23 protein-coding genes and 1 pseudogene are annotated in these 21452 nt (G+C 64.1%); 12 read left to right on the forward strand and 12 right to left on the reverse strand.

Annotated elements, in window-relative coordinates; translation table 11 throughout:
• Positions 1-63: 63 nt before the first annotated feature.
• Both NS1_RS20225 and NS1_RS20230 read left to right on the forward strand, forming a co-directional pair.
• A complete protein-coding gene (locus tag NS1_RS20225) occupies positions 64-1023 on the forward strand; it encodes a helix-turn-helix transcriptional regulator (RefSeq protein ID WP_062986883.1) in 960 nt (319 codons plus the stop codon).
• Between the two features lie 37 nt (positions 1024-1060).
• A complete protein-coding gene (locus NS1_RS20230; protein ID WP_056812055.1) occupies positions 1061-1438 on the forward strand; it encodes a hypothetical protein in 378 nt (125 codons plus the stop codon).
• Between the two features lie 6 nt (positions 1439-1444).
• On the opposite strand, the gene NS1_RS20235 is transcribed toward NS1_RS20230, so the two are convergent.
• The 3 genes from NS1_RS20235 to NS1_RS20245 form a co-directional block, all read right to left on the reverse strand.
• Positions 1445-2716, reverse strand: a complete 1272-nt coding sequence (locus NS1_RS20235; RefSeq protein WP_062986884.1) for a hypothetical protein — start codon at positions 2714-2716, stop codon at positions 1445-1447.
• Positions 2713-2928, reverse strand: coding sequence for a hypothetical protein (locus tag NS1_RS20240; protein WP_056812051.1), 216 nt, complete (start codon positions 2926-2928; stop codon positions 2713-2715). Before NS1_RS20240 ends, NS1_RS20235 begins: the two co-directional genes overlap by 4 nt.
• A gap of 645 nt (positions 2929-3573) precedes the next feature.
• A complete protein-coding gene (locus NS1_RS20245; RefSeq protein WP_062986885.1) occupies positions 3574-4911 on the reverse strand; it encodes a DNA cytosine methyltransferase in 1338 nt (445 codons plus the stop codon).
• A gap of 180 nt (positions 4912-5091) precedes the next feature.
• Here NS1_RS20245 and NS1_RS20250 point away from each other — a divergent pair, with 180 nt between their 5' ends.
• On the forward strand, positions 5092-5478 hold the full coding sequence (locus tag NS1_RS20250) for a very short patch repair endonuclease (RefSeq protein WP_062986886.1): 387 nt from the start codon (positions 5092-5094) through the stop codon (positions 5476-5478).
• 63 nt (positions 5479-5541) lie between these two features.
• A complete protein-coding gene (locus tag NS1_RS20255; RefSeq protein ID WP_062986887.1) occupies positions 5542-6318 on the forward strand; it encodes an NgoMIV family type II restriction endonuclease in 777 nt (258 codons plus the stop codon).
• A 28-nt stretch (positions 6319-6346) separates the two neighbouring features.
• Here the strand turns inward: NS1_RS20255 and NS1_RS20260 are convergent, their stop codons facing one another.
• The 3 genes from NS1_RS20260 to NS1_RS20270 all read right to left on the reverse strand — a co-directional run bounded on the left by NS1_RS20260 (position 6347) and on the right by NS1_RS20270 (position 10349).
• Positions 6347-8128, reverse strand: coding sequence for a DEAD/DEAH box helicase (locus NS1_RS20260; RefSeq protein WP_255284619.1), 1782 nt, complete (start codon positions 8126-8128; stop codon positions 6347-6349).
• 59 nt (positions 8129-8187) lie between these two features.
• Positions 8188-9570 carry a ParB N-terminal domain-containing protein gene (locus NS1_RS20265; protein WP_218019954.1) on the reverse strand — a complete coding sequence of 461 codons (1383 nt, stop codon included), beginning with the start codon at positions 9568-9570 and terminating at the stop codon, positions 8188-8190.
• Between the two features lie 104 nt (positions 9571-9674).
• The gene (locus NS1_RS20270; protein ID WP_062986890.1) at positions 9675-10349 is read right to left on the reverse strand and encodes a KpnI family restriction enzyme N-terminal domain-containing protein; all 675 of its coding nucleotides are present in this window, start codon (positions 10347-10349) and stop codon (positions 9675-9677) included.
• A gap of 329 nt (positions 10350-10678) precedes the next feature.
• Between NS1_RS20270 and NS1_RS20275 the strand changes: the two genes are divergently transcribed.
• Both NS1_RS20275 and NS1_RS20280 read left to right on the forward strand, forming a co-directional pair.
• On the forward strand, positions 10679-11416 hold the full coding sequence (locus NS1_RS20275) for a hypothetical protein (RefSeq protein WP_157125319.1): 738 nt from the start codon (positions 10679-10681) through the stop codon (positions 11414-11416).
• Positions 11417-11698: 282 nt separating this feature from the next.
• Positions 11699-12166, forward strand: coding sequence for an NUDIX hydrolase (locus NS1_RS20280; protein WP_062986892.1), 468 nt, complete (start codon positions 11699-11701; stop codon positions 12164-12166).
• On the opposite strand, the gene NS1_RS20285 is transcribed toward NS1_RS20280, so the two are convergent.
• Positions 12148-12720: an HD domain-containing protein gene (locus tag NS1_RS20285; protein ID WP_255284620.1), complete on the reverse strand. Its 573-nt coding sequence runs from the start codon at positions 12718-12720 to the stop codon at positions 12148-12150. The two genes, NS1_RS20280 and NS1_RS20285, sit on opposite strands and share 19 nt — an antisense overlap.
• 135 nt (positions 12721-12855) lie before the next feature.
• Positions 12856-12960, reverse strand: a pseudogene (locus NS1_RS42275) (AraC family transcriptional regulator); the annotation flags it as partial.
• Positions 12961-13068: 108 nt separating this feature from the next.
• On the opposite strand from NS1_RS42275, the gene NS1_RS20290 reads away from it, so the two are divergent.
• The gene (locus NS1_RS20290; protein ID WP_062986893.1) at positions 13069-13320 is read left to right on the forward strand and encodes a hypothetical protein; all 252 of its coding nucleotides are present in this window, start codon (positions 13069-13071) and stop codon (positions 13318-13320) included.
• A gap of 17 nt (positions 13321-13337) precedes the next feature.
• Here the strand turns inward: NS1_RS20290 and NS1_RS20295 are convergent, their stop codons facing one another.
• Positions 13338-13982: a hypothetical protein gene (locus NS1_RS20295; RefSeq protein WP_062986894.1), complete on the reverse strand. Its 645-nt coding sequence runs from the start codon at positions 13980-13982 to the stop codon at positions 13338-13340.
• Between the two features lie 76 nt (positions 13983-14058).
• Between NS1_RS20295 and NS1_RS20300 the strand changes: the two genes are divergently transcribed.
• Positions 14059-14502, forward strand: coding sequence for an NUDIX hydrolase (locus tag NS1_RS20300; RefSeq protein ID WP_062986958.1), 444 nt, complete (start codon positions 14059-14061; stop codon positions 14500-14502).
• Here NS1_RS20300 and NS1_RS20305 read toward each other — a convergent pair.
• The gene (locus NS1_RS20305) at positions 14492-15784 is read right to left on the reverse strand and encodes a hypothetical protein (protein ID WP_062986895.1); all 1293 of its coding nucleotides are present in this window, start codon (positions 15782-15784) and stop codon (positions 14492-14494) included. The genes NS1_RS20300 and NS1_RS20305 overlap by 11 nt on opposite strands.
• Before the next feature lie 168 nt (positions 15785-15952).
• Between NS1_RS20305 and NS1_RS20310 the strand changes: the two genes are divergently transcribed.
• Entirely contained in the window at positions 15953-16156 is a 204-nt protein-coding gene (locus NS1_RS20310; RefSeq protein WP_056815711.1) for a cold-shock protein, read from the forward strand.
• A 13-nt stretch (positions 16157-16169) separates the two neighbouring features.
• Here the strand turns inward: NS1_RS20310 and NS1_RS20315 are convergent, their stop codons facing one another.
• Positions 16170-16952, reverse strand: coding sequence for an MHYT domain-containing protein (locus NS1_RS20315; RefSeq protein ID WP_062986896.1), 783 nt, complete (start codon positions 16950-16952; stop codon positions 16170-16172).
• A 421-nt stretch (positions 16953-17373) separates the two neighbouring features.
• Here NS1_RS20315 and NS1_RS20320 point away from each other — a divergent pair, with 421 nt between their 5' ends.
• Positions 17374-17577 (forward strand): cold-shock protein, encoded by a 204-nt coding sequence (locus NS1_RS20320; protein WP_056812000.1) that lies wholly within the window; start codon positions 17374-17376, stop codon positions 17575-17577.
• A 72-nt stretch (positions 17578-17649) separates the two neighbouring features.
• Here the strand turns inward: NS1_RS20320 and NS1_RS20325 are convergent, their stop codons facing one another.
• Positions 17650-18453 carry a nucleotidyltransferase domain-containing protein gene (locus tag NS1_RS20325; protein ID WP_169812808.1) on the reverse strand — a complete coding sequence of 268 codons (804 nt, stop codon included), beginning with the start codon at positions 18451-18453 and terminating at the stop codon, positions 17650-17652.
• Positions 18454-18589: 136 nt separating this feature from the next.
• Here NS1_RS20325 and serA point away from each other — a divergent pair, with 136 nt between their 5' ends.
• Together serA and NS1_RS20335 are read left to right on the forward strand one after the other, a co-directional pair.
• Entirely contained in the window at positions 18590-20188 is a 1599-nt protein-coding gene (serA, locus tag NS1_RS20330; RefSeq protein WP_062986897.1) for a phosphoglycerate dehydrogenase, read from the forward strand.
• 237 nt (positions 20189-20425) lie between these two features.
• Positions 20426-21433: a 3-isopropylmalate dehydrogenase gene (locus NS1_RS20335; protein ID WP_062986960.1), complete on the forward strand. Its 1008-nt coding sequence runs from the start codon at positions 20426-20428 to the stop codon at positions 21431-21433.
• Positions 21434-21452 lie beyond the last annotated feature (19 nt).

Here is a 21452-nt window from a genome sequence, read left to right on the forward strand (position 1 = left end):
GTGAAACCCAAGGTAGAACCCATTGCGGCCAGTTTCTGACCGCAATTGCGAGATAATCGGAATATGGCCGATACGAGCGCACGCACCCTCCGACTGCTGTCGCTGCTGCAGACCCATCGCTACTGGTCCGGAACGGAACTCACTGAGCGCCTTCGTGTTTCGGCCCGCACCCTGCGCCGCGACATCGACCGCCTTCGTGAACTCGGCTACCCGGTCGACGCCCGCCCCGGTGTCGACGGCGGCTATCAACTGGCCGCGGGCGCCGCCCTGCCACCCCTGGTCCTCGACGACGACGAGGCCGTAGCCATCACCGTCTGCCTGCAAGCAGGCTCCCAGGGTGCGGGCGACGGCCTGGCCGAACCCTCGATCCGCGCACTCGGCAAATTGGTCACCGTCCTACCCACCCGCCTACGCAGTCGCGTCGATGCCCTGCGCGCCATGACCGAATCCTCGGCCTGGACCGCCGTCCCCCTCTCCGACGTCGACCCCGCCGTCCTCACCGACCTTGCCCTCACCTGCCGTCGCGAAGAACGCCTCACCTTCACCTACACCGCCGCGGACGGCCGAACCAGCACCCGAGAAGTGGAACCCCACCGCCTCGTCTCCCTCGGCCGCCGCTGGTACCTCGTCGCCTACGACCTCACCCGCCACGACTGGCGCACCTTCCGCGTAGACCGCCTCACCGCCTCCGCGACCACCGGCGCCCGCTTCCGCCCCCGCACCCTCCCGGCCCCCGACGCCGCCACCTTCGTCCGAAACGCCGTCGGCGCCCGCCGCTCCGGCTACACCGTCACCGCCGAGATAGAAGCCCCCGCCACCGACGTCCACACCCGAGTAGGCCGCTGGTGCACCATCACCGCCCTCCCCGGCGACCGCACCCACATAGAATTGACCGTAGACAGCCTCGACTGGCCGATTCTGTTGCTGGGCAAGGTAGAAGCGGATTTCCGCGTCCTCGGCCCACCGGAACTGGTTACGCAGCTGCGGGAGTGGGGGAACCGCTTCACCCGCACTCAGCCATGAGTTCGCCCTGTCTGCCTCGGCGCGCTATACCTAACCCATGAATCTGTCCCAGCTGAGCTCGGCGATCGAGGCGGCTGTCGCCCAACATCTCAACGAACTCGGCAAAGCCGTCGGATTGCTGCCCTTGACCTGGTTCGTCGCGCCGTCGGTGACCAGCGACGACAGCATGGAGGCCGTCCTGTCCGTCGAAGGTCAAGCCGGTAGCCATCTTTCGCAACACCCGGGCCGGGTGGTCGATCAATGGGCCAACGTCCTCGGACTACGCCGGGTGTTCTCGCCGACCCCCGGGGTGCACGCGGTGGAAGGTCTCCTCGAGCCTCAGCCCGGGGAATATCGGTTCGAGATCCGCATCTGGGGTGTCGTCGACCCCGCTGTGCTGCACGCTCAACGGGATTGGGGCCGGTGGCAGGGCTGACCCGGGTCAGCCGCGATACCGCCCCTTCTGCCGCCGCTGATAGAACAGCAGATCCACCTCCACCGGCTCGACCAAAGCCGTGATCTCGGCCAACCTGGCGTCGTACCGGAGCTCGGTGATGCACCGATGCAGATAAGCCCGCCGCTCCGGCCCCAACTGCGCCCAGATCGCCCCGAACCGCGACTGTCCCCGCTCCCCGGATACCGCAACCAGATCGAGTAGTGCAGGCCAGCAACCGGTTTCGGTCGCCCGCGCGGGCAACTCCGCCACCGCCGACTCCGGCAGCAGAGCCAGCGCGTACCCCGCCGCGCTCCTGACCTCGTCATTCATCCGCGACATTAACGTGAACAACCCACGCCAACTCTGCGCATCCGCGCGCGCGCCCATCTGCGCGACAAAGTCCACACCGACATTCGGATCACCGAACACCGGATTGCCGACCAACGTCCACAGCCCCAGTGGCGTGAGATACCCGACCAGCGTGAGGAATTCGGGCACCGCCCCCAGCATGAGCGCGTTGCGTACCAACCGCGTGACATCATCGGGCTGCGCGCCCCCGAACAGCATGTCGCCCACCCGACGGACCACATCGGGCGCGCACCGCGAAAACACCGACAGCGCAGCGTGTTGCAGGTCGGAAGAACCCGTCATCACCGTCTGCGCCATCCGCGGCACCCGTCGATGCGGCCCGTCGAGCAGCTGGCGAACCACCGCGCTCAGCACGTCGGCGTCATAGGAGAACGCAGCCGAGAAGATCAGCCCCGCGTCATCGAGCACCCCCGTCTCGACCGCCGACATCAATTCCGCTGTGGCACAGGCCAAAAACGGACCGACTGTCACATAGTCCCGCCGTCGCAGCAGCTCGTTCATGATGGCGACGATCGGTTCCGGCGCCATCTGATCGGACAGCTGCTCGATAGCGCGCGGATCGAGATAGGGCGCACAATCCGCCGCGTAGCCCGGCTCGAGCATCGTCAACGTCTCAGCGGCCTTGCCCGGATGCTCCAACCCCACCGGCCCCGCCGCCCGCCCCGTCATCATCGGCGGAACCAGCTTCTGCACCAATGGAATCGTGATCGTCAGCGGAACGAACGGCACCAGCGCGCTGATCCGCCGAAACATCTCCGTGTGCTGATCCAACAACACCCCCGAGATCTGCTGATTCAACGCATGCAACCGATCGGCCCCGAGATACCGCAGGTGATCCAGTCGCTGCGGATGAACATGCAACGTCCGAGCCAACAGAATCAACTGCGCTCGCGTAGTCAGGTCCGTCATCTGCCGCCGAACATGATCTTCTTCGTCACCCGGCGCAACGGCCGAGGCAACGCGGAGACCATCGAATCGATGGACTTGTCCAACGCGGCCGCCTCGAACGTACTCGCGGCCCTCATCAACTCGAACAGATCCCGAGCCTCATCCGCCGGCAGCTGCTCCAACGCGGGCAGTGTCTCCGGCAAGCCACCTTCACGGTCACTTCTGACAGTCATGCGGCTCCTGGGTAACGCGATCTCTACTCCGAGGGTCCCCTCTTCCGCTGTCGCGCGCTACAACTTCGCCGAATCACTGTGCATGACAACGAAAACCCCAGCCCAGGTACATGTAAACCGACGTATCACTTTGTTGGCGCACAGCCTGAGCTCCAGGGCGAGCACAGAATCAGCCGGCGCTTACTTCCTCGCGGCCCACAGCGCAGCCTCCAGGTCCGCGGCACGTTGATACAGCCACCACGAGCAGATGATCCGATCGGTTCGAGCTGTACCGCCGCGATAGGTCCGGACCCGAAGTCGTCACTTCGACGGGTTGCTCGCCATGGCTGAGCAGATGGTCTCGACCCGCCTGTGGAATAGTCGCCGATCTCCTGCGCTGTCCCTGATCCGCATTAGTCCGAGCGCACTCCGCCCCTGATCAAAGAATCGGACGAGGTAGCCGATGGCGCGAGACCTGTCTGTATCTCCGTTGCGTCGTCAGGTCCCCCTCGGATCTGGGGAGCTGGGAATTAGCCGACGTAGCCGCGCTCGGCTCTCTATCTGGGAGAGATGGCGGGCGGCTGATTGTCCATACCCGCCGGAGACGTAGTGGGGGAGATTATTCGCGGCATACCCGCTGGAGGCAAGGGGTCATCGTTAACTAGGTTAGCTAACGCGTGATATATGGTTCCGGTAGTATTCATGCCGGATGTGATCGCCCTGGCCGGTAAATGCCCGGAATTCTCCGATCCGATACGCGAGAACGCTGGCAATTTCATCTTTGATGATCTCGAAGTCCTTGTCCAGCAGGGAAATTCGGCGATCGATTTCGGGATCGTCAATAGAAAGTTTCGCGCGCTGGATGATCTGCGCGGCGGTAAGGAATATGTGCGGGTCTCGATGTGCCTGATCGCGCAGAACCTTGTAAATAGGGTCGGTGAGCGGATCGTCGTTGCGCTGCCTCGGCACGCCGATGTGGTTGAGCGCGCTAGCAATGGATTGCCCGAGCGCTTTAGCGACTGGCGGCGGGAAAGCATTACCGATCTGCCTGTACTGCGCGGTCTTTTTACCCGTGAAGATCCATGCGAATTCACCGTTCTCGGAGTTCTCCAGCTCGGAACGGTGTGCCTCATCCTTGGCCCAGACCCAGCCTTGCAAACGCGCAACCATTTCGACTGTAAGTTTGGGTCCGAACTCCGTCATTGGCCGCTTATCGTAAGGCGGTGCCGTGTCGTGGACGCCGTAGGCGTCTACGCCGAGTTCCGCCCAGGCCCGCTTTGCTCGGGTCGGTCCAAGGTCGGCACCGCCATGTTTCTTCGATCCGCCAACAATCGTTGGAGCGATGCCATTGGCTTTTTCGGCCCACGCGGCCGCGCCCTCCCAGCCCCGGTTCATCATCAGTGGTAGCAGCGTTTCTCCGACTGTCTTGACCTCGTCCGTGCCCGTGGGCCACTTGAAATACTGGAAGTCTTCGGGCGCCATCGCAATAAGAACGAATCGTGGACGCAATTGAGGAACTCCGTAATCGGATGCCTGAATGAGACGCCATTCTGCCGAGTAGCCGAACTTGCTGAGGCGATCGAGCACGTGCTGCCGGTAGCCCGCAAATCGCGGCATACTCAATCCGCGAACGTTCTCGAGCAGTAAGGCGCGTGGTCTGAGTACATCGACCTGTTCGACGGCCCAGGCGAACAGGTCCCGCTCGTCATTCGCGCCGAGCTGCTTGCCGGCGATGGAAAACGGAGGGCACGGAACGCCACCTGCGAGAAGGTCGATCTGCCTCCCATCCTGCGCCTGGGCGTCAGGTGCAAATGCCTTTGGGTTGAATACTGCCGGATCGGCGACGTCGCCGACCTCGACCTTCCATGGACGATTTCGCTTGATCGTGTCCGCAGCGATCGGATCGAGCTCGATAGCCAGCTTGTGCTCGAACCCTGCTCGCTCGAGCCCGAGGGCCTGGCCGCCAGCTCCTGCGCAAATCTCGATGACGCTGAGCTCAGTCACGCCGTGGCCCTTCTGTGAAGTGATGTATCGACCGATCTTGTGGGATGCGAAGGACTATCATGCCGTGCAGTCGGGGGCCAGTCGAAAGCTGGGTATGGAATGGATCGAGAGGACGGGCCGTCGCCGGGGCCTGAGCGAAGTGGCGTACCGACAGCCTCTTCGCCTGGCCGCGGGCGAAACATGCGAGCGATCAGGCGCGCCGACACCAAGCCGGAAGTGGAGCTCCGTAGCTCATTGCATCGGCTGGGGTACCGGTTCCGTAAGGACTTCCCAATTGCCGTCGCAGGACGCAGACCGGTTCGTCCGGACATCGTGTTCACGGCTCGCCGGGTCGCCGTATTCGTTGACGGTTGCTTCTGGCATGTATGCCCTGACCACGGAAGACTGCCGACCACAAACGAGTGGTATTGGTCGCCTAAGCTCCGGCGTAATGTCGAGCGTGACCGTGAAGTGGACGCCGCGTTGTCGGCGGCCGGGTGGACAGTCATCCGGGTCTGGGAGCACGAGCCGGTCGCGTCTGCGCTGACCACTGTGGTCGACAAGCTCGATCGGGGTCCGAACATATGAGCGATCGTATGCGATCAGATAACTGTGGTCACGGCAACTCACCCGAGCGGTTAGATTTGCAGCATGGGGATGCCATTCGGAACGGACTTGCTCGGGTGGAAGCGCAGCCGAAAGAACAAGCTGGGCTGGCAGTGGGTACCGAACACCGCCGATACCGACAACATTTCGAGCCTCCGGCTGGCGGCGCATCTGCTCGAGTACCTCGGCGCCCCGAACCCGAACGATGGCGGACCTGATCCTGTCGAGCCGCCCGACAATCCGGGAGGCTTGCTCGAGACACAAGTCACGGCAGACCTCGCTACCGAGCTTCCGCAGCTGGATCCGCGGCGCAATTGGGATGTGCGCAAAGGGCAGAGCATCGTCAAATACGCCCAGTACCAGCATCTTGCCGCCATCGATCGGGCGATCGCGAACGACCCGAACCTTCGCGTGACGCTCGGGACCGACTACCTGATAAAGCCAGACGTCCTGGTCGGACTTCTCGGAACCCCGACAGCGACCGACCATCCGTGGCTGCACGCCGCGCTTGCCTGCAAATGGACCATACGATCCGACCGGGTGCAGAACATCCGTCATGAAAACCGCAACATGATCCGGCACCGGCGGGGGCGGTTGCCGCATTTGGTGACCATCACTGCGGAACCTCTTCCGACACGTCTGGCATCGATCGCGCGCGGCACCGGGGAAGTCGACGCCACGTACCACCTGGCGTATTCCGCTATGGCACATGCAGTGGCAGCGGTCGGCACCGGCGAACAGCAAGATGCATGGGCAGAGGTCACTGAGCAGGGACGACTGCTCGACTACGCGCTACTTCCTGCGTCGCTCGCTACCTGGTGAATCGAACCGGTGGCCAACCATAGGTCAGCTATCCGGGGGGAAGGACCTCCTCGTCGAAATGCCGAAGCAGTGCGCGCAGGTCGGCAGCGTCCATGCCTGCACCTGCGGCAGGCTCCTCTTCCAAGTCGGCCAGCTGCTGGACATCTGGATCATCGAGAATCGCCGCCATGAATTTCAGCTTCGCGTCCAGACGGAGACGTACTACTTCGTCGATGGTGCCGCGGGTGGCAAGAACAGTCACTCGCGTCTCCGTTTCCGGCGGCAGTCCGAGGCGATGGATACGGTCCAGGCTCTGTAGGAATCGACCGGCCATGAAGTCCCTGTCGACATAGACCGCGTCATGGCATACATAGTGGAGGCTGATGCCTTCACCGAGCGTCGCCGGGTTGGAGATGAGGACGTGGCAGTCAGGATCTTCCCGGAATCGGCGTAGCTGCTCGTTGCGGTCTAGGGTTCCGCCGTACACCGTCGCTGGTCCGTAGCTCTCGAGCAGCTTCTCGAGAGTTGTCAAGCTTCGGACAAATGTCGTCCATACCAGTGTCTTCCGGCCGGCAGCTGCGTTGTCGGCGACGATCTTCACGGTTTCCCGGTACTTGGGCGAAAACTCGATTCGCGGGAGTTTCTGGAACAGGTCGAAGAGAGAATCACCTGGCGAAGGCTGAAGTGGCGGGAGCTGGTATTCCAGCGGCTCGAATCGGCTCGAGCCTTCGAGGAGCAGTGCCGGGCTCGTCGCGGCCATTAGCATCCGAAGCATCGCCCGCCCGAGGGCCTCGATGCTTCCCCTCGAATCTTCTGCACGGGTGGAAAAATTCCCTTTCAGCGCTTCGTAGACCTCCGCATGTATCGGCGGCATGTCCACGTATCGGATTCGCGGTTCGAAGGGCGGGAGACCGAGCTCGTCCTTTGTTGTGCGGGTGAACAGTGGACGCAGCACGGCGCTGGCACGCGCAAGATCACCACCATTGACGGCCTCGATCACCGCCCGTTTGCCGTGACCCGGCCAAACAAACGAGAGCAAGCTCTCGAGGTCCCGCGCACCGTTCGGAGCCGGCGTCCCTGTCAAGATCAAGCGCCGGTTAGCCAAGGGGCCAAGAGCAAGGGCCGCGGAACCGTAGGTTCCGCGCGCACCCAGCTTGATTCGGTGTGCCTCGTCTAGCACGATCATCGAGGGCTTTGCCCGAAGCCAGGCAACCAGGGTGTCCAGCGAACGGTCGAGACGTTCGTAGTTCACGATGCAGAGTTCTGCGTGAGGATCGGTGGAACGTCCGGTCACGGCACTGCTCAGTGGTTTTGTGAAGCAGTATGTGTTCTCGTATTCCCACGATTCGTACGCGGACTTCGGCCCGACGACGAGGAGCCGTTCCGCTTCTCCGCGCGCGCGGGCCGCAGCGTAGACAGCCAGTGCCACACGGGTTTTGCCTGCGCCGGGAACGCTGAAGTTCGCTCCATGCCGCAGCGACAGAAGCCTCGCTATGTCTCTTTGCTGGAATGACGTGAGCTCAGCGATCCACTCGTTGCCGAGCAGCCCTGTGACGGCGTCCGGCTGAACAGCTCCCGATGAGTTATCGGTCACCCCGTTCAGGTTCCGCTCTACGGCCTCGGCGTCGTCGAGCACGCCGGTGACAAGCGCCTTCAGTTCGTCGGCCCACTCCACGTCAGGATCCGACCAGCTACCGAGTTCGCCCAGATTGACGAGAAAATCATCGAGATCGACTTCTGCAGACAGGTCCCCTCTCGCACCGGAAGTGCTGAGTCGAGCTGCCAGCAGCTGAAATTCACGCTGGAACGCGGGTGTCGTGAGCAACTCCACGCGCGTCCGTGTCATTCCGAACCGCAGCCGGAGCGACGGATCGTTCCTAATGATGCTCATCAGCGCTGGGGCCTGGTCTCAACTGCGGCGGAGAGCCAGTCGAGGCCGCTGCCAGGAATCTTGACCGATCGCTGCGCTTCGATCGCAAGCTGCTCCAGGACCATATGCACCTGAATGAGTGCGTCGTCGAACGCATCTTCGTCAAGACTGGAGTTGCCCCGGGCCAAGACAAGGTCTGTAACGGCCTGTTCGAGATCCTTGCACGCCGCAACGACTCGGTCGGGCGCGGCAAGACGCTTTTTCCGGAGCATGGCGTCACGACCTGCAACGGTGATCGCATCGCCGAATGCCGCCCGGTACGACAAAATCAGCTTGGTGGCAGCGGTTTTCGTAGGCTCTCCGACCGCGTCACCGGCAGCTTCGACAGCCTTGGCTTGCAAGAGCTTGTCAGTGATCGCGCGGGCTGTCGTCACATCGGCACCGGGTGCTCTCGTGCTACGGCCAAGGCCAGGAATTGCGACAGCCGCCACGGTGCCTGGCTCGGTCTGGCCGAATTCCTCGATCAATCCTTTGTCGAGATATCGATCCTGGAAATCCGACCCGATGAACCGGACGTCGGTCTTTGCGTAATCCAGCACGATCGCGGCGAGCCGGGACTCCTTGAGCAACTCCGCTCGTCCAGGGTTCTTCTTGTGCTCTTCGCGGTACACGCGGTAGAGCTCGGCAAGCTTCTCCTTGGACTCTTCGAAGTCCATGAGCCGCATCGACTCCTTCTCAGGCGTCCGGCTGCGTTCGATGCAATTCTGCAGCTCGGCCAGGACCCAAAAGTCCCGCTCACATACTGTTGTGGTCGTATGAAATGCCTTTGCGATGACCGATATTGGGCGGTGAAGCTGGTCACGCTGTTCTTCCAGCGCGAGCAGATGGTTGATATACGAGTAGTCGCGCCGTTTGTCGCGCCGCAGTTGCAGAGAGACCTCGACGGCGTTGATGTCGTCCCATGTGCACGAGGCCGGCAGCACCCCGACGCGCATGCTGGTGGCTTTTGAGCCCCCGCGCAACGCAGCGCAACGGGTATTTCCGTTGACCAGAATGCCTTCGCGGGTGATCAGGCCGGGTTCAATTTGACCGAACTCCTCAAGGTGATCTGCCAGCTTGCCGAAGTCAGGGTCAGGCAGCGTCGGGTCCGCAGGTCGGTATGTCAGCAGACGCTTGAGGTAGTCCTGGCTCTCCTGACTCCACGGATCAGCTGACAACGCAGCGTCGCGAACCTGATCCAGGCTGCGCTGTGCGCGAATCCGATGTGTACCGGGGTTGTAGTACAGCACGTTTAGCGGCATGTCGATGACCTGGACATGCAGGGGGGCATCGCGCCACTCCAGTGTCAGTGTCTCGGCGACGCTGCCGTTGCGGTCGAGGTCCTCGAGTCGCTGTGCAACCATTGTCCGAACAGCTTCCGCCGTGGGGGGAACGCCTAGATTTGTGAACATATTCGTGCGGTCTCTTTCGATCGAACTGTGCGAACTAGGGCTCAGGCTGCGCTGCACTACGCCAGTTGGTCGCGAACCTCATCCCGGGATTCCGCCGGAAGCGTCCGGTAAAGAGCCCAGAGGTCTTCGGCTTCGCTGAAGCTCCGCGCATCGCGCTCGACCCACTGGCTCAGCATCCGCTTCTCATAGACCGGCAGCTTATCGACCCTATCCAGTACATCCGCGAGGTCCACGGCCGAATCTCGGCCCCCGATACGGCACCGGCTGCACTCGATGAGCAGTTGCACCTCTGTTTCACCGTTGGGCAGCTTCACCGCGCGCCGGGCAACGTCGAGCTGCGACGGGACGTAGGTGCCGGCATAGTTCTCACCCGGGCCGATGCCACAGGAGCGGCATTTGCGTCCGTCCCGCACCATCAGCTCGTGCCGTTCGGCTGCCGTGACGGAGGCGCCTGCAGGTCGCGTCGCTTTGCCCGGTTCCCACACGGCTGCGCCTTGTTCGACAAACCGCTGTTCGTGCGGACCCAGGGATGCGTCTTCTCGGTTGGTGTCGATCCGCCAGCCGAAGTCGCGAAGGTCCCGCATCCGCCGGTCGATCTGGGACGTGGCCGGAAACGCATCTCTGAGCTGACTCTTCGTGAAGAGTTCACCGACCCCGATCTCCTGCACCAACCACAGCGCGCAGGCCTTCATGGTTCCGAGCTTCGGGTCATCCCAGGCAGGCATCTCCATCGCGACTCTTCCTCTCGTGTCGATGTACCAGGGAAACTGCTGAGTCGGATCGGTTCAGCTGCCTGGCGACGTCAACTGAACAGCAAAACTCCGTCCATGAAAAGCCTTGTGGTGTCCTGACTTTCCAGACCTGGCCGGTCCGGAAAGTCAGGACAGCCGGCCCGTTTCCCTGGGGCGTTCAACCGGGCACAATTGGTTCGATCGAGTGCCGTATGCATTGGGGGCGAGCCGAATTGATCGTGTGTTCGGAGTACGAGGTCGACGGGGCCTGGACAGCCAGGCAAGCACGGTTCTATTTCGAAGTTCGCAAGTTGATGTGTTGCACCCGCATGTCTCACCGCAGGTTTGCGAGCGAAGCCAAGATCAGCAAAGACGCAGTGTTCAGGCTGCTGAAGGGCCAGTACAAGCGCGGTCCACGGGTTTCGACGCTGGAGGAGATCTACGACTTCGTCAAGTCGGTGATCGATGGAGACTTGGATGTCATCGCGCGGGAGGATTTCCTCGACCTCCGGCAGGGTTTCGCTGGTAAACCAGGCGGGCAAACCGGCTCCACTGGGCAGAAAGTTGCGGTTGCATGCCCGCAATGCGGGACACCAGCCCCTGTCGAGTTTTCTGAAACCGCAGGCACAGGCCTTCGGAAAGCAGATGGTGCGTCGGAAGTGGATTTGCCGGTCCCCCCGGCGCATGGGGACCGGCGCATCAGTGCCGACCTTGTGGTCGATATTGCGTGGCCGAGCCGACCGCTGCTGTGGCCGCCGGCAACTGACCTTGCGGGCTATCTCATTGCGGGCCAACTGGAGAACTCGAACCGTCTCATTCATCATGTCGCTACGGAAGCTGATCCCGAGGAGGCGGCTAGCGCGGTGATCGCCTGTCGCGATCTCGATCTGCCGGATGCTGTTGACGCAATCATCAACTATGCCGGGCTGCGGGAGGAGCGAGAAGTACTCCAGATCCTCCGTCCACTACTTCGGCATGAACGACACGTTGATGCCGGTGCGCTGCTGGACCGAGCGCTGGATGCTACGGATCGTCTGCAGGGGGCGCTCACGGCCGATGCCGGATAGCTCAACGTCGGCCGGCTCCGGCCCATTGTGGTCGACCTTGACTTCGTCGGCCACGAGCCTGACCTCCTGCAACCTGTTCTAGCAGTTGCGATTGCATCGAGCAGTTCGTAGCCACTGGTGGATTATTCAGCGGATCACCGTTTCGAGGTGTGCCGCCTTGCACTACTCAGAACGATGCCGACGAGGGAGCGGCGCATGTCGGCTGGTTCGACAACTATGCCGAAAGTTTCGACGCGATCTGGGCTGACGCGCAGCCCTGGATTCCGGACTGAGAGGTCAACGATGGGCAAAATCGAGTACTACCACGATCTGAAGGCGCCGAAGCCGAATTCGCTTGTGGTGGAATGCAATCTGCTGATAGCTGATGGTTCCGGGGCGATCCTGTTACAGCGGCGGCGTGATACCGGGCAATGGGCGCTGCCCGGTGGAGCCATGGACTTCGGCGAAACTGCTGCCGAATGTGCTATCCGGGAATGCCGGGAGGAAACGGGCATCACAGCTCAGATCACTGGATTCCTAGGCATTTACAGCAATCCGCACCACATCGTGGCCTACACCGATGGTGAGGTGCGGCAGCAGTACGAGAACACCTACATCGGGCGACCGGTGTCGGGCGAACCGACGATCAATGATGAAGCCGATGGTGTTGTCTTCGTTGCTCCGGATGATTTGGGCAACTACGACATCCATCCGAGTATGCGCCAGCAGATCGGTGACTTCCTGTCTGGCAGCTACCCGTATCTGGGCTGATTCGCCATCGCTTGTTCGATTCTCGTCGCGGCTGCCATGATTTCTGGTTCGGCGCGTTGAATGAACCTGCCCACCAAGGTATCCGGTCCGTAGCGGCCGATGATCTCGGCGATCCGCGCGGATGGGGCCGTGGGACTTCCGTCGGGTGTTGTGGTCATGTCGGCGTAGATCAGTGCGTCTACCAGGAGATCATTGTCGGGGAGCGGGAACTCGCTCTCCAACTCGCGGCGTAGTCCGCGCTCCTCGGCCTCGAGCAACGCGCAACTGTGGTTGGCGACCAGCCGCGTCAACTGTTCGTCGGCGCCGTGCTGGTCACGGAGGAATCGAGCGCCGTCGAGCGGGTGAAATCCGGTCAGTGCCAGGTCAGGGGCGTAGCCGATATCGTGCAGAATGGCGGCTGCCCACAGTAGGTCGTTGTCGTTGCCCACGATCGCGGCCAGAGATTTTGCTGCGCGAGCGACGCCTTGGGCGTGGGACCAGCGACGAGGCAACGCATGCTGCAACTTTGACCGTGCGGTGGACTGCGCCCACTCGATGTCGATGCGACAAGCCACAGGAAAGAAATTACCTGAGTGCTGTTCGGAAATGGGTCGACCAGCCGAATCCGAGACCTTGCAGGATCTGAGCTCGGCGCGCGTCGGAGGTTTGCGAACCGAGGTGGGTGGGTTCGCGCGGTGGTCGACGATCTCTTAGCGTGGTTGGCGCGTGCCGAGGGTGTGTCCGAAGGTGCGGCGGAAGACATCGATGAACGCGCTGGCGGAGGACCATCCGCACTGGTGTGCCACTGTGGTCACTGAAGTGTTTTTCGGCGACACGGATTAGATGGTGAGATCGCGTTCTACGCTGAACTCATCGAACAGTGAATTTCACATACCGACGCAGCCCAGCTTTGGAGGGACAAAATGGAAACGGATCTGTCGTTCTTCCGTTCGGAATCTGCTCAGCGGCTGCGCGCCCAGGGGCGCGAGGAGGGCCTCGAAGAGGGGGTCGGGTTGGGCGTTGCTCGCTCGGTGCTGACTGTCCTCACTGGTCGCGGAATCGAGCTCTCGGCGGCCCAGCGTGAGCTGCTCGCCGGCACGACCGACCTCGATCAGCTCAACGCTTGGTTGTTGCAGGCAGTGACCGCGACCCGGGCAGACGAACTCTTCGGCTGAGCGGATTCCGGCGCCGATCAGTCCGTCTGGCGGACCTTGATGGCGTCTCGGGAGATGTAGACGTCGTATTCGCCGGGGGTGGCTATGGTGGCGTTGCCGTAGGCGGAGCGGACGAAGGGGTTGGTGTACCAGCGGTTTTCGTTCATGTCTTCGAAGAAGTCGCGGTCGCCGCCGTTGAGGAAGGTCTGGTCTTGGGCGGGGGATTTGCCGTCTAGGCGTTGGCCGTACAGGCGGCTGAGCTTGTAGCCGGAGTGGAAGCCGAGGGCGTTGACCCACGGTTCGAGTTCGACGATGTTGGACTGTAGGGCGAACATGTCGCCCTCGATGCGATGTGTTGTCGGCTGACCCGGGTTTCCGTCTTCGTCGAACTGGGTGAGGACGAGGTCGAGTTGGTGTTCTTGGCCGGCAACGGGTTTGGCTACGACGTGGGCGGCTTTGATTTCGCCGGTGAGGCCGAGGTAGGTCTGGAGGAGGGTGGCGATCCAGAGTAGGAGGACCGCGACCACGAGGACGGCGGCGCCGGGGACCGCGCGGCCGAGAACGGCTCTGGGTCCGCGACGGCGGGTGGCGGCCAGTGCGGCCGTGATCAGCAGGGCGACGGCGAGGGCGATCATGGCCAGGAGACCGACCTGGGCCAACCCGAAGGACACCGGGAAACTCATGATGTGGGTATACCCCGAAACTACTGGGGGAGTCGCGGTCTCGAAGTTCTCGAGTGGGGAATTCGATCAAGGAGGGGTGACGGTGGACAAATATCGGGTTCTGGTGGGGGTTCATCTGGTGTTGGTCGATGCGCAGGGGCGGGTGTTGTTGGGGCGCAGGGCGAATACGGGGTTCGGGGACGGGTTGTTCCATGTGCCCGCGGGGCATCTGGAGGCGGGGGAGTCGGCGGTGGCCGGGTTGATCAGGGAGGCGCGCGAGGAGGTGGGCATCGACATCGATGCTCGCGATGTGGAATTCGCGCATGTGTTGCTCAGTGACGAGCGGGTGCAGATGTTCTTCACCGTGCGGCGCTGGACGGGTCCGGTTACCAACCGCGAGCCCGAGAAGTGTTCGGAACTCGCATGGTTCGATCCCGTGGGCTTGCCTGACGAGATCGTCGTCTACTGCCGGGTGGGCATCGGCAAGGTGGTGGCGGGGCAGGCGTTTTCGGAATACGGGTGGGAATCGACTACGGGCTGACGGTCGGGGTCGCGGCGCGGCGGCGCATCAGGGCCAGGACCGCGATCGCGCAGCCGAGGGCCACGACGATCGCGACCAGGCCGGGGCCGATACCTCGGTCGACGTCCGCGGTGCGGTACCAGGACGACGAATAGGCGAGGTGACCGAAATTGCTGTCGCTCAGGGCGACTCCGACCGAGGGCACGAATAGGATCGCCAGGCCGACGGTCGCGGACGGGGGGCTCTGCGGAACCGACGTGCCGAGGCAGTATCCGGCGACCGAGCCGAGGGCGAGGCAGCCGAAGGTGGCGGTGAGAGTGGCGGGTGGGGCGAAGACGTCGGCGGCGAGGACGAAGCAGGCCAGGGCGAGCACGCCCGCAGCGGCTACCAGCGGACGTGGTGTGCGCATACCGATCAGGAGGCCGGCGGCGGTGGCTGCCAGCGTGGCGACGTCGATCCAGCCCGAGCGCGGCAGCGTGATGACGAGGCTGCCCGCGACGGAGAAACTGCTCATCAGCAGGACCAGAAGGCCGTCGCGTCCCGGCAGGATCAGCGCGGCGGCGACCGCGGTCGCGATGGCGGCGATCGAGGCGATGATCAGATAGGGGGCGCTGGTCTTGTGGGAGGCCACGGCGAGCGCGGTGATGATGGTCGCCGTGTAGGCGACGACGGCGGCGAACACAGGAGCCAGCGGGATGGCGGTTTCGGTGCTCCAGCGGGGCGAGGCCGCGGTGGTGAGCGCGAAGTAGGCGAGGGCGAGCACGCTGGCCGCGATGAACCACAGGGGCAGCGTGCCGCCGAGCGCGCTGCTGAACCCGTCGGAGTTCGGGTCGGTGGGCGACTGGGTCAGGTCGCCGAGGATGGTGCCGCCGAGCGTGCCGAACAGGTAGACGGTTCGCAGCAGTGGTTCGTTCCAGACCGCGATCGCGAGCGCGCCGATGACAACACCCGCGAGCAGCGCGTCGATGAAGTTCAAGGTGGGCAGCGACAGGACGTCGAGGTGACCGTCGGCGCTGTCCGGAATCAACGCGAGATGGTTCACCAAGATGCCGACCAGCGCGGTCAGCGCGGTCCAGCGGGCCGTTCGCGGGCTGCCGATGGCCACCGTGACGGCGGCGGTGATCACCGCGATGAACGCCGCTCCGGTCATCGCCCGCGGAACGTTGAACACCAGCAGGTCGACATGCAGTGATGCCGCCAACGACGAGAAACTGATCGGCAGCATGATCGCGAGCGCCGCGACCGAGGTGGCGACGAAGATCGTGACGGTTTCGGCCGCGCGGCGAACGGTCGAAGGCTGCACCGAATCCCCGTTCTCGCGGCTGACCCGATCCGGGCGGACCGTGTCCGGAGCATAGCCATTTCGTCACCGGGCGATCGGCTCCTCGAATCGAATGCCGTTCGTGTCGCGGGCACCGGCATGCGACGATTGACGAATCAGGTTGGCAGGCACAGGAGTCGGAGGCCGATGATGCCAAGCGGGGTTGTGACCTGGTTCGACAGCGGCAAGGGTTTCGGGTTCATCACTCCCGACGCCGGTGGACCAGACGTGTTCGTCGAGTACACCGAGCTGGCCGGCGGGGGATGGCGCACGCTGCGCGACGGTCAGCGGGTGGAATACACCGTCACCGAGACTCGGCGCGGACCCGAAGCGCACGATGTGCGGGCCGGGTGATCAGACGAGAGCTTCAGTTCTGGCCGCTCGGCCAGAAGCGGCTCGCGCGCTGACCGTGGACCGGGCGGGTGAGGTTGGGATCCTCGGCCTCGGTGATGCCGACCTGCATCAGCAGGATCATGGTCACCATGCTGATACCGATGATCAGCGGCGTGAGCAGCTGTGCGGCGCTGGCGCCGGTGGCGTGGGCGACGTGGGCGCTGGTGTGCGCGCTCATCGAGAACATGCCGGTGTAGTGCATGCCGGTGACGGCTACGCCCATCAGCAGGGCGGCGCCGATGGTGGCGAGGAAGCCGTGGATGTGCAGGGCGAACCACAGTGCCGCGATCGAGGCGATCACCGCGATGGCGAGCGACGCGGCGACCACGACGGGGTCGTAGATGATCTCGGCGTCGGTTTTCATCGCGTACATGCCCGCGTAGTGCATGGCCCCGACGCCGAGTCCGGTGATCGTGCCGCCGACCGGTAACGCGACGCTGTCCCAGCTGCGGCGCACCACGATCGACAATCCGAGCCACACCACACCCATGGCGACGGCGGCGCTGAACAAGGTGATGGGGACGTTGTAGCGGATGGTCACGCCGTGCACCGAAAAACCGAGCATCGCGATGAAATGCATGACCCAGATACCGGTACCACCGAGTGAGATCGCGGCCGCGGTGAGCCAGCCGCCGTGCATTCCTGATGCGCGCGAGCGAACCATGCAACGCAGCGCCAGCATCGACCCGACGACCGACATGACATAGGCCAGCAGGGGGGTCACCCAGCCGTAAGTGAAATGGTTGATATCCAGCACCGTCTACTCCTTGCGTGATTTCGCGGCGAGGCGTGCGAGCCCTCACGAACTCGGAAAATACGCTGGTAGAGAATTTGCCGTACTGGGTTTATCGAAAATGTAAAGGGTTGCTGACGGTGTCTCGTCACAAATGCGTAGGGTGCTCGATGGTGAAGCGTTCCAGTCGGTTCGGTACGTGCGTCCACAGCGGATCCGGCATCCGTGGAGCAACTACCTCGGCATACGCTGAGCATCCGCCCGAAAAAGCGGGCTGCGTCACGTCCGTGACAGCGCCGGCCGGCGGCATCCGAGGGTTGCGTTCCTCACAGTTCGCACACTTCGCACTGTGCGATGTGGCCGAATTCGTCGGATCATGGCATGGTGGACACCGAGACCAGGGCCGGACTATTAGGACCTAGCTCATCTACAGAAGGTTTTTGAAATGGCACAGGGTGTTGTTAAGTGGTTCAACGGCGAAAAGGGCTTCGGCTTCATCGCCCAAGACGGAGGCGGCCCGGACGTCTTCGTTCATTACTCCGCGATCGGCGGCTCCGGCTTCAAGTCCCTCGAAGAGGGCCAGCGCGTGGAGTTCGAGGTCGGTCAGGGTCAGAAGGGCCCCCAGGCTCAGGACGTTCGCGCCATCTGATTCTGCGCTGACCAGCGTACGAATGTGAAGCTCCGCACCGGATGGTGCGGAGTTTCTGCTATTCAGGGGTAGTCACCGCAGCGCTTCGGCGCGGAAGAACTCACCGGTGACGGCCATCGATGCGGTGAGATCGCGTGGTCCGCGCGCGGCGAATTCCACTCTGGCTGTCTCGAATTCGGCGTCGATGAACGCCGTGATCAGCGCGGGCGGGGCGGCCGAACCCATCTCTCGCGTCTTCGACTTGAGATCTGTCAGCTCGGTGATCGCGGACACCAGGTCGGTCGGCAGCGCGCACTCGGCGATCAGTGTCGGCAGGTGCATCGGCGCCACCGCGGCACCGGTGTGCTCGCGCAACCAACGCAGCGCCATCGCGGGCCGCAGCGCGTAGAACACCTTTTTCAAACCGCCGTTGCGCTCGAACAGCGCCCATTGGCGCGCACCCAGGTGTAGGTAGTGCCGGGCGATCCGGTCGCGATCGGCCACCTCCGTGGCCACCTCGCGCAGTCGGGTGCGAAACGCCTCGTCGCCGCGGTAGACGATCGGCGACATCAACCATTCGACGAGCACCGCGTTGCCCGCCACCAACAGGCGCAGCGCCTTCGCCAGATCCCAGCCGTTCACGTCGAGCAGGCCGACCAGCGGTGTTTCGATCACATCGCGGGTGCGCCACGGGGACAGGTAGGTGTCCAGGCCGGCCACATACACGAAACGGCAGTCGTAGTCGGAGTCCGGCGAGGGGAAACCCCAAGCACGGCTGCCGCTTTCGATGGCGAGCCGGATGGACACGTTGTGCTCGGCCGCCACCCGATCGAGCTCTGTGTCGACGGCGGCCACCACGGCCGGGTCCATCGATTCGGGGACGGTGCGCAAGGACATGCGGTGATGGTAGAGGGGGCGGCGCCCAGGGTTCACCCGGTTTTCGGGCAGGGGGGGTAAGGGCAGCCGAAGTTCGGGCGACTATTCTGGGCGGCGGTAACTGCCGACCCCCATTCTTCCCCAGGAGTACCCCACAGTGAGCCAAGCAGGCCGTCCTGTAGTTCTGATCGCCGACAAGCTCGCCCAGTCGACCGTCGACGCACTCGGTGACGGTGTCGAGGTTCGCTGGGTCGACGGACCCGACCGCCCGGCGCTGCTCGCCGCGGTCCCCGAGGCCGACGCGCTGCTCGTGCGCTCGGCCACCACTGTCGACGCCGAGGTGCTCGACGCGGGCAAGAAGCTGCAGATCGTCGCCCGGGCCGGTGTCGGCCTCGACAATGTCGACGTGCCCGCCGCCACCGAGCGTGGCGTGATGGTCGTCAACGCGCCGACCTCCAACATCCACACCGCCGCCGAGCACGCCGTCACGCTGCTGCTCTCGGCCGCGCGCCAGATCCCGGCCGCCGACGCGACCCTGCGGGAGAAGACCTGGGCGCGCAGCAAGTTCAACGGCGTCGAGATCTTCGGCAAGACCGTCGGCGTGATCGGCCTCGGCCGCATCGGTCAGCTGTTCGCGCAGCGTCTGGCCGCTTTCGAGACCAAGATCGTCGCCTACGACCCCTACACCTCGCCCGCTCGCGCCGCCCAGCTCGGCATCGAGCTGCTGAGCCTGGAGGAGGTGCTCGAGCGCGCCGACTTCATCTCCATCCACCTGCCGAAGACGCCCGAGACCAAGGGCATGCTCAACGCCGAGACACTGGCCAAGACCAAGCCGGGCGTCATCATCGTCAACGCCGCCCGTGGTGGGCTGATCGACGAGCAGGCGCTCGCCGATGCCATCAAGTCCGGCCACGTGCGGGCCGCCGGTCTGGATGTGTTCGAGACCGAGCCGTGCACCGACTCGCCGCTGTTCGACCTCCCGCAGGTCGTCGTGACGCCGCACCTCGGCGCTTCCACTTCGGAAGCCCAGGACCGCGCGGGCACCGATGTCGCCAAGTCGGTGCTGCTGTCGCTGGCCGGTGAGTTCGTGCCGGGCGCGGTGAACGTCACCGGTGGCGCCGTGAACGACGAGGTCGCCCCCTGGCTCGACGTCGTCCGCAAGCAGGGCGCGCTGCTGGGCGCCATCGCCAGCGAGCTGCCCGTCAGCGTCGAGGTGCAGGTCCGTGGCGAGCTGTCCGCGCAGGACGTCGCCGTGCTGGAACTGTCCGCGCTGCGCGGTGTGTTCTCGGCGCTGGTCGAGGACCAGGTCACCTTCGTCAACGCCCCGGCGCTGGCCAAGGACCGTGGCATCACCGCCACCGTCACCACCGCGTCGGAGAGCCCGACCCACCGCAGCGTCGTCGACCTGCGCGCCGTGTTCGGCGACGGTTCGACGCTGAACGTGGCAGGCACCCTGACCGAGCCGAACCTGGTCGAGAAGATCGTCAACATCAACGGCCGCAACTACGACATGCGCGCCGAGGGCCTGAACCTGGCCGTGCTGAACTACAGCGACAAGCCGGGCGCGCTGGGCAAGATCGGTACCCTGCTGGGCGAGGCCGAGATCGACATCCTGGCCGCGCAGCTGAGCCAGGACGTGGATGCCGAAGGCGCCACCGTGGTGCTGCGCGTCAACGCCGAGGTTCCCGCCGAGGTGCAGACCGCGATCGCCGAGGCCGTCGGTGCCTCGAAGGTCGTCCTCGTAGACCTGGTCTGATTCATCGGAGCGCTGGCGCGCTCGAGTCGCGGCCCCGCCGGTCCCGACGAAATGCGGGGCGATACTCGCGCCTTCGGCGCATTGTCTCGCCCCGCCTTTCGTCGAGACGGCCGCGACGCCCGCTGCGCGGGCAAGCCTCCTCGGGGTCGGCCTCGACGGGGCTGGGTCGGTGCGTAACGGCACCGCTTACGGTTGGTCGTGGCGACCCGCCGATTCTCTGAACGGGAGCTGGACTTCATGAAACTCGCAGTAATCGCCGGTGACGGCATCGGTCCCGAGGTCATCGCCGAGGCGCTCAAGGTGCTCGACGTGGTGGTGCCCGGTGTCGAGAAGACCGAATACGACCTGGGCGCCGCGCGCTACCACCGCACCGGGGAGATCCTGCCGGAGTCGGTGCTGCCCGAGCTCAAGCAGCACGACGCTATCCTGCTCGGCGCGATCGGCGATCCGTCGGTGCCCAGCGGTGTGCTCGAGCGTGGGCTGCTGCTCAAGACCCGTTTCGCGCTGGATCACCACGTGAACCTGCGTCCGTCGAAGCTGCACGTCGGTGTCACCAGCCCGCTGGCGGGCAACCCGGATATCGACTTCGTGGTCGTGCGGGAGGGCACCGAGGGTCCGTACACCGGCACCGGCGGCGCGATCCGCGTCGGCACGCCGCACGAGGTGGCGACCGAGGTCTCCAACAACACCCGCTTCGGCATCGAGCGGGTGGTGCGCTACGCCTTCGCCACCGCGCAGGCCCGCCGCAAGCACCTCACCCTGGTGCACAAGAACAATGTGCTCACCTTCGCCGGCTCGCTGTGGCAGCGCACCGTCGACGAGGTCGCCGTCGAATTCCCCGAGGTGACCACGGCTTACCAGCACATCGACGCCGCCACCATCCACATGGTGACCGATCCGGGCCGTTTCGACGTGATCGTCACCGACAACCTGTTCGGCGACATCATCACCGACCTCGCCGCCGCCGTCAGCGGTGGTATCGGCCTGGCCGCCTCGGGCAACATCGACGCCTCGGGCGTCAATCCGTCGATGTTCGAGCCGGTCCACGGCAGTGCCCCCGACATCGCGGGCCAGTCCAAGGCCGACCCGACCGCCGCCATCCTCTCGGTGTCGCTGCTGCTCAACCACCTCGGCAACACCGAGGGCGCGGCCCGCATCGAATCCGCTGTGGCCAAGGACCTGGCCTCGCGTACCGGTGCAGCCTCCACCGTGGAGGTCGGCGACCGCATCGCGGCCATCGTCTGATCCCACCGCACGTAAAAGG

The organism is Nocardia salmonicida NBRC 13393 (assembly GCF_001613085.1).
GTDB classification, from domain to species: Bacteria; Actinomycetota; Actinomycetes; order Mycobacteriales; family Mycobacteriaceae; genus Nocardia; species Nocardia salmonicida.

Excerpts from the sequence above, each read along its gene's own strand:
- NS1_RS20255 (WP_062986887.1), top strand. The coding sequence starts at position 5,542 with ATGGGGATGCCATTCGGAACGGACTTGCTCGGGTGGAAGCGCAGCCGA.
- NS1_RS20335 (WP_062986960.1), top strand. The coding sequence starts at position 20,426 with ATGAAACTCGCAGTAATCGCCGGTGACGGCATCGGTCCCGAGGTCATC.
- NS1_RS20295 (WP_062986894.1), bottom strand. The coding sequence starts at position 13,982 with ATGAGTTTCCCGGTGTCCTTCGGGTTGGCCCAGGTCGGTCTCCTGGCC.
- NS1_RS20250 (WP_062986886.1), top strand. The coding sequence starts at position 5,092 with ATGCGAGCGATCAGGCGCGCCGACACCAAGCCGGAAGTGGAGCTCCGT.
- NS1_RS20270 (WP_062986890.1), bottom strand. The coding sequence starts at position 10,349 with ATGGAGATGCCTGCCTGGGATGACCCGAAGCTCGGAACCATGAAGGCC.
- NS1_RS20310 (WP_056815711.1), top strand. The coding sequence starts at position 15,953 with ATGCCAAGCGGGGTTGTGACCTGGTTCGACAGCGGCAAGGGTTTCGGG.
- NS1_RS20235 (WP_062986884.1), bottom strand. The coding sequence starts at position 2,716 with ATGACGGACCTGACTACGCGAGCGCAGTTGATTCTGTTGGCTCGGACG.
- NS1_RS20320 (WP_056812000.1), top strand. The coding sequence starts at position 17,374 with ATGGCACAGGGTGTTGTTAAGTGGTTCAACGGCGAAAAGGGCTTCGGC.
- NS1_RS20230 (WP_056812055.1), top strand. The coding sequence starts at position 1,061 with ATGAATCTGTCCCAGCTGAGCTCGGCGATCGAGGCGGCTGTCGCCCAA.
- NS1_RS20325 (WP_169812808.1), bottom strand. The coding sequence starts at position 18,453 with ATGTCCTTGCGCACCGTCCCCGAATCGATGGACCCGGCCGTGGTGGCC.
- NS1_RS20280 (WP_062986892.1), top strand. The coding sequence starts at position 11,699 with ATGGGCAAAATCGAGTACTACCACGATCTGAAGGCGCCGAAGCCGAAT.
- NS1_RS20275 (WP_157125319.1), top strand. The coding sequence starts at position 10,679 with ATGTCTCACCGCAGGTTTGCGAGCGAAGCCAAGATCAGCAAAGACGCA.
- NS1_RS20225 (WP_062986883.1), top strand. The coding sequence starts at position 64 with ATGGCCGATACGAGCGCACGCACCCTCCGACTGCTGTCGCTGCTGCAG.
- NS1_RS20240 (WP_056812051.1), bottom strand. The coding sequence starts at position 2,928 with ATGACTGTCAGAAGTGACCGTGAAGGTGGCTTGCCGGAGACACTGCCC.
- NS1_RS20290 (WP_062986893.1), top strand. The coding sequence starts at position 13,069 with ATGGAAACGGATCTGTCGTTCTTCCGTTCGGAATCTGCTCAGCGGCTG.
- NS1_RS20265 (WP_218019954.1), bottom strand. The coding sequence starts at position 9,570 with ATGGTTGCACAGCGACTCGAGGACCTCGACCGCAACGGCAGCGTCGCC.